Here is an 8,085-nt window from a genome sequence, read left to right as displayed (position 1 = left end):
ACGAGTTCTACCGCATCGCTTTTCGCAAGAAGATCTACGAATCGATTGCCACCTTGCAGACGGACCTTGATGCGTGGCTCGACCAGTACAACAATGAACGGGAGCATCAGGGGCGTTGGTGTTACGGCAAGACACCGATGTGCACCTTTCTCGATTCGCTGGAATTGGCCAAGGAGAAACTCATTCCCCATTGATCGCTTCCTTTCTATCGGCCCGACTACCTGTCAGATCGAGTCCCGGCTAATACACAGAAGACGACCGTCAGCAACGGGTCGGTCAGGGTCATCTGGCCGATGCGGCGGACCACCGCGTTGACATCAGTCTCGAATGAGGTAGCTGTCGCGGTTTTTCGCGTCCTTGATCCAGTTAGGTGCACGCCCCCTCCCCGATCACGTCGCTCCCGTTTTCGGGTCCCGGTATTTGGGGGCCACCACGCCGCCGGGTCTTGGCGAGCGTCCGCTCCGCCCGCGCCCGAAGATATCCCGCTTGGTAAATCCGTATTCGGTGACCTTGGTCCTGACGTCCGCAAGCACCTCCTCGAATTCCGCTGCGCGTGCAGCAACCGTTTGCTCCTCAAGCACGGCCATTTGTGCGTTCAGTTCCTTGAATGTCGCCAAGATTCGCCCCTCCACTTGACACGGTGATGGCGATCCTAGCTTGCGTGAATTCGGCACGGTCGCAAACTAGCCACTGACTAGCCTGACCCGGATACAGAATCCGCCGTGGTCGGTCTACCGCTGGCAACGGAATCAGAACGGTTCGTACACCCATGATCGCTTCGCACCGTCCGATAGGAGCGGCCGAAGCTTCCCCTAAACGATCGTCTCGATCCCCGATGGCTCAAGGCTTTTTGCGCCACCGGGTTCGGACGATTCGTGAAGATGTATAACAGGGGAAGTAAACGGGCAAGGCAGCGAACGGCGGAACAGTGGAGGGCCTAAGAAGCCCACCCAGCATGGGCTTCCGTGACCCTAACGGCACACGCTGGAGCTTGAGGGAATAGCGAATGGTGGGCCGGATGGCATTCCCCATCGCCCCACGGTTTTCTCTCAACCACGCTCGAGGATCCTCTCGCATCTAGCCCCAGTGATCGCGAACGACACTCGGAGCGAGTGAAGATTTGTCACGTTTAGAGAGGAACACTAGGCCGCAACTGGTTGCGACACAGGTTCCCCAGCTGTCGCTACGCTCTCGCGCCGGCTTCCGCAATAGTGTCCCCAGTCTTCCATCATCTGGCGCCGACGCTCGAGCTGGTCGCGACGCCGGTAGGCCGCCACTGTCTGCGATACGATGACGTGAGCCAGAGCTTCCTCAGCGAGCGAATCGGGGTAGTCCGTACATTCAGCAACCCAGTCGCGGAACGTCGACCGGAAACCGTGTACGGTGATTCCGTGTCGTGACATGCGTCTCAGAAGCGTCAGCATCGCCATGTTCGACAACGGACGCCCTTCCTTGCAACCCGGGAACAGGTAACCGTATTTTGACTTTGGCAATGCGCTGCGCACGATCTCGACAGCTCGATCACAAAGCGGTACGCGAAGCGGCCGCCCGCTCTTTGTACGATCACGAGGAATTGACCACGTGCGGGCGTCCAGGTCAAACTCCTCCGGCCGCGCGAAACGCACCTCGTTCGTGCGCGTCGCTGTAAGGATGAGCAGATGCAACACACGTGCCGCCCGCCGGGGACGGTGCTCAAGCTCGCGGATAAACGTTGGCAAGTCCTCCCAAGGCAGGGCAGGATGGTGGTTCACCTGCGAGCGCTTCTTCGACCGCGGCAACACAAGCTGCAGGCGGTCAACGTAGCGTGCCGGATTGCTGCCGGTGCGATGACCCAGTACCGTCTCTGCGTCGAGAATCGCCTTGATGCGGCCGCGTGCACTCTCTGCCTTCTTCGTCCAGATCGGCTGAAGGATCCGCACGATCAATCGCTTTAAAATCAGCAACCTGGAGAGGAAGATTGTAGAGGAACTCGATTGGCTTCCGAAAAATTAACCAAATAACTTCCGTTTTGAAGTCGTTCCGAACGAAAACGGAGTAGTTGGGACCAGTCGATTAACCAAATAGCTTCCGATTTCTACAACTTTCAACCATAACTCTTCCATCGTGTTTTGCGGCTTCCCGCCGCGCTGGATAAGTGTTTCCGTGGATCTCGATGATCCTTTGCTCCCTTCAGGGCGCTTCGCTGATACAGGCAAACTGCTCGGCCAGTTGCTGTGTCTGCGCAGCTCCAGCTTTCACCTTGTTTTCGATGACGATGCGATGGACCGCCTGCTGGGAGTCCTCATCGCCGGTCGTTAACTGAATCTCGACGCCAACGATACGCGACAACGGTTTGTCGTACTTCTTCTCCAACCCGACTTCAACTGTCAGTTGCGGATGCGACAGCGCAGCGCTGAAGCGCTTTGGCTCACCACTCCACTTCGCGACCTCCGTAAGGAAGGCGGGGAAGAAGGTACTGGAAAGGCCGTGCGGTTTGTTAGACGCTAGCAGGAAGGCCGCGAACGCACTGAGGTTCGTCTCAGTTAGCCGGCCTCGTCCTTCGGAAAGCGCGTAGAAAATGTTCATCGGTATGGAGTAGGCGAGTCAGGACGATGCCGACAGACACCGTCGGTGCCTGCCGGCTATACCGTCAGTGCGTTATCTGAGTCGCTTTCCCTATCTTGGCTTCAAGTTGTGCCACCAGTTCTTTAGCGAGACCCTTGCCACTCAGGGATATTCCAATCTCGGAAGTGTGCGCGTCGTCACCCGGGTCCGCCGACAACCAGTTCTGGCTGCTGACGACCACTGAATCCTCGTCCCACGCGAGAATCTTGGCATGGAGCCTTGGATCTAGTATTTGATCGAATTTGACGCCCTCAGAGATGGCTCGCCTTTCGAGAGTGGCAGCCACGGCTCCGTCGTCCGTCCCGTCGAATCGTCCATAGTAGAGTTGAATGTTGACGTTCTTTTCACGATGGGCGACTTTAGCAGGGATGAGGACGAGCGTTTCTGCATTGTGACTAAACCGGTGACTAACCACCACTATTCTTGACGTCGCCGCATCTCTCGCTTCCCGGACACTACGAGCATGTTCCGCGCCAAAGATGAACTTCGCTTTCGCGGCCACCCCAGAAGCCGTCCCGGTTGTCGTCGCTCGCACCTTGCAGGCCAGAGCGGCGAGATCGGTGGAAAACGGCGACCAGTTGAGACTCGGCCCTCCTGCCAATTTTGAAAGAATGCCCAACATCTCCGCCACTACGGACGGCGCAGTGAACCTCAACGATGCCTCAATACCCTTGAAGTCCGTATTGAGCCAGTTGCACGAACCGAGTACCCCGACGAAGTTCCCCTTGCCGTTATCCGCCACAAGTATCTTTGCATGCGAACCCGTCGAATAGCTATGGATGGTGATGCGCTGCCTGAGCTCCTCTGTTGTTATGAGAGACCTGCAATTGGCTGCGATTTTTGCTGCCGCGCCGCTATCATCTGAATCCAGCTTCCCCCACAGGATGTCAATCTGTGCACCGCGTTTTGCCGCGTCGTGCATCAGGGGAAGCAGACGCTTGAAAGCGTCTTCGTTCAAAAACGTTGAATGTATGATGACCCTGGAGCGCGCCCGTCTAAGCATGAACTCAATGAGGTGACGGTGTTCCTCCGCTCCCACAATGAAGTCTCCGCTGTCGAAGCGAACGTCGATTGTCGGTGCTTGCGTCGGTTCCGCGCTCTGGATGATTGCTGCGCCCGATTGCTGATCGGAACCGTGAACTGTTGCTGCAAGGCTGAGAATTTTCTGCCTCAGTTTCTCGGGCGCACGCGGGGGCAGCCCCTCGATGACTTCTCCCGTAACGGAAACGACAGCGAAGCGATCAGCGAGACGTGCGGCCCCTGAGTCAACGTGAGTGCACTGCTCGTCGTCGTCCAGCAGTGTCGAGATGATGGCGTCCTGGCGCATCGTCGGCTCTACTGATTCCTGATCCAGTGTTGGGATCTCACCTCCCTTCGACAGCTTGTCAAAGGTATATCTGTTGTATAGCGTCAGGTCTCGTGCGCGGAATACCGCACCAGTGACCCGATCAATCGCAAAGCTGGCCCAGCGGGTGCCGGGTCGAGTGATCGCGGGAAGGTTTTCACGATCCACCACAGCTTTTCCGGCCGCAGTGGCCCTGAACTGGTCGCAGTCGTCTTCGCTTGTCAGTTCAACCCAACCAGCACGCATCAGCCGAATCATGACTTCCACGACAAGCCGGATCGGAGTGTTCGACAGGTCGGCAAGCTGACGCCCCGTCAACGGTTCGCGCCAGACTGCGTACAGGAGCATGTGCTCGATGGCATTCCACTGGCGCCCCTTCTCGATATGCAGCTTTAACGTCGAGTAGTACACGGGTATTGCGATACGTACGCTCATTTCTTGTCCTTGCCGAAGATCGCGGGGCTGACGAAACTGACGTCTACAACATCATTGACCGACCTGGTCTCGCTTTGTGTTTTTAACGATCCAAGCATTCGGCGAAGAAAGTCGAGGTCACCGTTGTCTGTTTTGGCATCAAACCTCGTCTCGAGGAATTCCCGGCTGCCCACAATGAACAACTTCCACTTTGGCCGACTGAGCAGAACATTCATGCGACGGGGATCGGCCAGAAAGCCCAACGCCCTCTTTCCGGATCGAGCGTTATTGCGAACAAGCGACACGATGACGACATCGGCTTCGTTACCCTGGAATGAATCAACCGTCCCGACGGGAGTATCGACACCGCCCTCGAACGAGAAGCCGGACAACTCGGCAAGCCGCAGCTTTCGTTCCTCGAAGTATCGGTTCCGCAACCGCTTTACCTGCTCAACATAAGGAGCGAGAACGGCTACGCTTGGTTTCGCGCCACCGGCCTTGACCCTTAGCGTTGAGAGGATATCGATCACCGCTTCAATCTCTTCGTCGTTGTAATAGCGTGGTCGCTTTTCGATATCCTGTTTGCCGATCGTGCTTTGAACAAATGGCATGTTGACAAACACGATCGGGGAAGTCACGCGAGCGTCGTTGACAGCTATATCAAATGGCGAAGCTTCCTTTGTGTAGCGTTCGAGCGTGCCCGCATGCGTATGCAGTTCGCCGTCATAGAATGTCGTGGAAACGAGGTTTGCAATGGCGGGGTGCATGCGATGCTGAAATGAAAGCTGCTTCGCGACCTCGCGCCGCTTTTTCGTGTTTTCCTTCTTCGGTAGCGATTGCTCGATTAATGTTTCGAACATGACCAGTGCCGCGGCGGCGTCGCCGCATGCGGCCGCGAAGTCATCGATCGCATTGGAGTCATCGATGATCTCGTCCAGTCCCGCTTCCCGAAAGACCCAGCCGACCAGCGATGTACCCACTTCTAGTGCGCGTCGTATCGCCTCCGGGTCACCTAGGAGACTTTGCAGCCGATCTGCACCGAACGGTGGAAGCTGCTTGTGATCACCAATCATCAGGCGTCGATGTGACAGCAACAAAGGTGCTAGCAACTCTGGACCTGTCGCCTTGCCCGCCTCTTCTACAATGCTCCAGTCAAACTGGGAGCGCTCCTCAATCAGGCGCTCGAGGTCGCGGGCGTTGGTCGACGCGAATACCAGGTTTGCAGCACGAAGCAGCAGTGCCTCGATTGACCGGTCGGCGCGCCGCAATACCATCGGGTCAGAATCCTCGGTAGCTGCTGCCAACTGTTCGGGATCGAGTTCATCCAGCTTGGTGCGGATATTGGGTGGCAGGTCGACGAACAGGCGCCCCTTGGTAACACGCCTCAATAACTCGCCAGCCTGTTTGTGAAGATCGTACTTGCCCGGAGGGCGCTTATCATCTCGCGGGCGTGACCGCACGATCAGAAGATCATCCGATCCAGTGTCAAATTCCTTGTCGATCTCTTGCAACAAATGATCTACTGCGTCGTGACTTTGTGCGGAAAGCAGCAGCCTTGCACTTGGGTCCTCGGCGATCTTCCGCCGGACCAGCTCCCGCACGAGCCGCGTTTTTCCGACACCGGGTGGCCCTTGCAGCAGATAAAGTGGCATCACCGCCCAAATGTCATGCAGCGCGGCCTGTTTTGATTCGTCCAGTTGCCGGAACTGCTCGTCCTCGCGTGGCATTTCATGAGTTGGCCGCACGACTCCTCGAGGGTCTTCCAGCGCGTCGAGTAGTTCCGCATGCTCCCGCAACGCGAGCAACGCCTTGACACGGCGGTTCAGCAACCGGTCGGTGCCAACATAGTTGCTGCGTCTCAGAAACAGCTCCTCTCCTACCTCCATTGGGCTGTTTCCTTCGAAGAGATAGGTAACGGGCTCGCCGGACTTTTCGACTACCTCCAAAAAGCTCCACTCGTGGCGTCCGGTCTCCTTTTCGCCCAGCACGCCGACGTCGGTCAGTTTCCATGCTTCTTCCGACTGCCATTGATCCGCGCCAAACGCCTCCTGCATTCTGAGAGCGGTTTCTCTCAGTCCGAGAGCAGCCGACAGCTTGGATCGCTCCCGATCTTCGCGAGCGATCAGGGCGACGGTGTACTTTCCCTGCTTTTCCTCGACCGAGTGCACCTTCACCGGCCAGATCTCGGATGCGATATGCAACGCTTCAAGAATCTGGACAAGGAGGAGCGCGCGATATTGCCGATGTCCGCCTAGTCCTTTGTCTTCTGATATCTGTACCTGTCTATCCCAATGACCAGTTCGGCCCTGGAGCTTCGGAAAACGGACGCCCATTTCCGAGAGCTTCACGAGGTCGACGGATCCATTTGCGAGTCGTTTCTGGCCGATAATGTCGGCGATGACAGGCCGCTGCTTCGAGATGCCGTCGCACAAGGCAATCGCCCATGTTGGCGGCGCTTTCCCCGTGGGGCCCTGATGTCGGTATGCGCTGAGCTGGTAGACGAGGACGCGTCCGATCAGCAGATGCCGGCGCACAGGGTTCTCGCCATGAGTGGTAGCGACAACCAGTTGCGCACCTTCCGCAATATCGCCCGCGATGAATTCCAACTGCGCTTCGATGTCCTCAGTGTCAATTGTCCGGTCGGACGCTGCCCGAATCGCCTGTGAAACTCTCGAATCGATTCCCAGGCTCGGGGTGAGGCACAGCCTTTCCTCGCGTCTTTCGACGATGGCCCTCAGGCCGCTCTGTATTGCTGCAATTTCCTGACGCACTGAGTCGCCATCGACGCGACTGAACGGATCGGCACGGAGCAAACGCATGATGAGTGCGCGCTCGAGGCCCGTGAGATGAGCCGCTGCATCGCGCCCGTCGTCCGTCTTTCGTTCGAGGAAAACCTTCGCGTCAATCCCCAGCAGCGTCGTGGCGAGAACACCGAAGGCGTACCAGTCCTGGAGAAATGAATGAACGTTGCGGTCGCCGGCCATGTTACTGTCCTGCAACGGTACAATCCGAGCGGCGCTGGAAAGTCGCACGGACCATTCAAACCCACTAAGCTGAAAATCAAAGTCGTCTTCGCCAGAAGTGAGAATCGCCCACTGGTCCAGATTGCGATGCAGCAGACCCTGCACGTGCAAAAGACTCAGGCCAGACGCTATCCGGTCCAGGTTGCTCCAGATCTGCAACCGGTTCGCCTCCAGGCGTGGCTGCTTCAACCAGTGATTCGACGCGACGTGGTCGAGAATGACAGGAAGCGGTAAACGTTGACCCGGCCCGAGAATCAGGTAGAAGCCGCTTTCATCAAATCCGGAATCGACCAGCGGTGCGATGAAATCTTTCGCACCTGGATAACCCATCAATCGATGAATCTGTCTGATTTCCTGGCGCCAGATTTCCTGGATCACTGGATCGGATGAGGCGCTATTGCGTTCCCATCGCTTTATGATGACCCGGGCGCCCGTCTGAACGTCCGAGCCCGTCCGGACATTTGCCCGCCCTGTCTTCGGGTCACCCGCCTGAAGAACTTCCATATCTGGTACGAACCGGCCCGCGGCCAACGGTCCGGTTTCTGCTCCTGGCTCTCTCATGAATGTATGTTTCCCGATCACATCAATTGTTTTATGAAAATATTGCCCTGAAGTGTCGCCAGCTACGAGCCCATCGCCAGATTTGCGCGCGTGAAGCCTGAGCACTTCGACACCTGTCAACGAACCCCGCCTGCCTTC

At 57.2% G+C, this 8,085-nt stretch carries 3 protein-coding genes and 3 pseudogenes; 1 reads left to right on the top strand and 5 read right to left on the bottom strand.

Features of this window, described 5'->3' with window-relative positions:
* Nucleotides 1–194 (top strand): annotated as a pseudogene (locus tag M3I53_RS22750) (IS481 family transposase); the annotation flags it as partial.
* Between the two features lie 123 nt (nt 195–317).
* Here the strand turns inward: M3I53_RS22750 and M3I53_RS22745 are convergent.
* The 5 genes and pseudogenes from M3I53_RS22745 to M3I53_RS22725 all read right to left on the bottom strand — a co-directional run bounded on the left by M3I53_RS22745 (nt 318) and on the right by M3I53_RS22725 (nt 8,067).
* Nucleotides 318–617 (bottom strand): annotated as a pseudogene (locus tag M3I53_RS22745) (H-NS family nucleoid-associated regulatory protein).
* A 525-nt stretch (nt 618–1,142) separates the two neighbouring features.
* Nucleotides 1,143–1,925, bottom strand: a pseudogene (locus M3I53_RS22740) (tyrosine-type recombinase/integrase); the annotation flags it as partial.
* A 244-nt stretch (nt 1,926–2,169) separates the two neighbouring features.
* On the bottom strand, nt 2,170–2,565 hold the full coding sequence (locus M3I53_RS22735; protein ID WP_254318099.1) for a PD-(D/E)XK nuclease family protein: 396 nt from the start codon (nt 2,563–2,565) through the stop codon (nt 2,170–2,172).
* Between the two features lie 64 nt (nt 2,566–2,629).
* A complete protein-coding gene (locus M3I53_RS22730; protein WP_254318098.1) occupies nt 2,630–4,384 on the bottom strand; it encodes a phospholipase D-like domain-containing protein in 1,755 nt (584 codons plus the stop codon).
* Complete coding sequence (locus M3I53_RS22725; RefSeq protein WP_254318097.1) at nt 4,381–8,067, bottom strand: AAA domain-containing protein; 3,687 nt, start codon at nt 8,065–8,067, stop codon at nt 4,381–4,383. Before M3I53_RS22725 ends, M3I53_RS22730 begins: the two co-directional genes overlap by 4 nt.
* Between the last annotated feature and the right edge of the window lie 18 nt (nt 8,068–8,085).

The sequence above is a fragment of the Paraburkholderia sp. CNPSo 3272 genome, assembly GCF_024206495.1.
Taxonomy (GTDB): Bacteria; Pseudomonadota; Gammaproteobacteria; order Burkholderiales; family Burkholderiaceae; genus Paraburkholderia.
The sequence above is the reverse complement of the archived record's forward strand: the minus strand, read 5'-3'. Positions and strand labels throughout refer to the sequence as shown.

Excerpts from the sequence above, each read along its gene's own strand:
- M3I53_RS22735 (WP_254318099.1), bottom strand. The coding sequence starts at position 2,565 with ATGAACATTTTCTACGCGCTTTCCGAAGGACGAGGCCGGCTAACTGAG.
- M3I53_RS22730 (WP_254318098.1), bottom strand. The coding sequence starts at position 4,384 with ATGAGCGTACGTATCGCAATACCCGTGTACTACTCGACGTTAAAGCTG.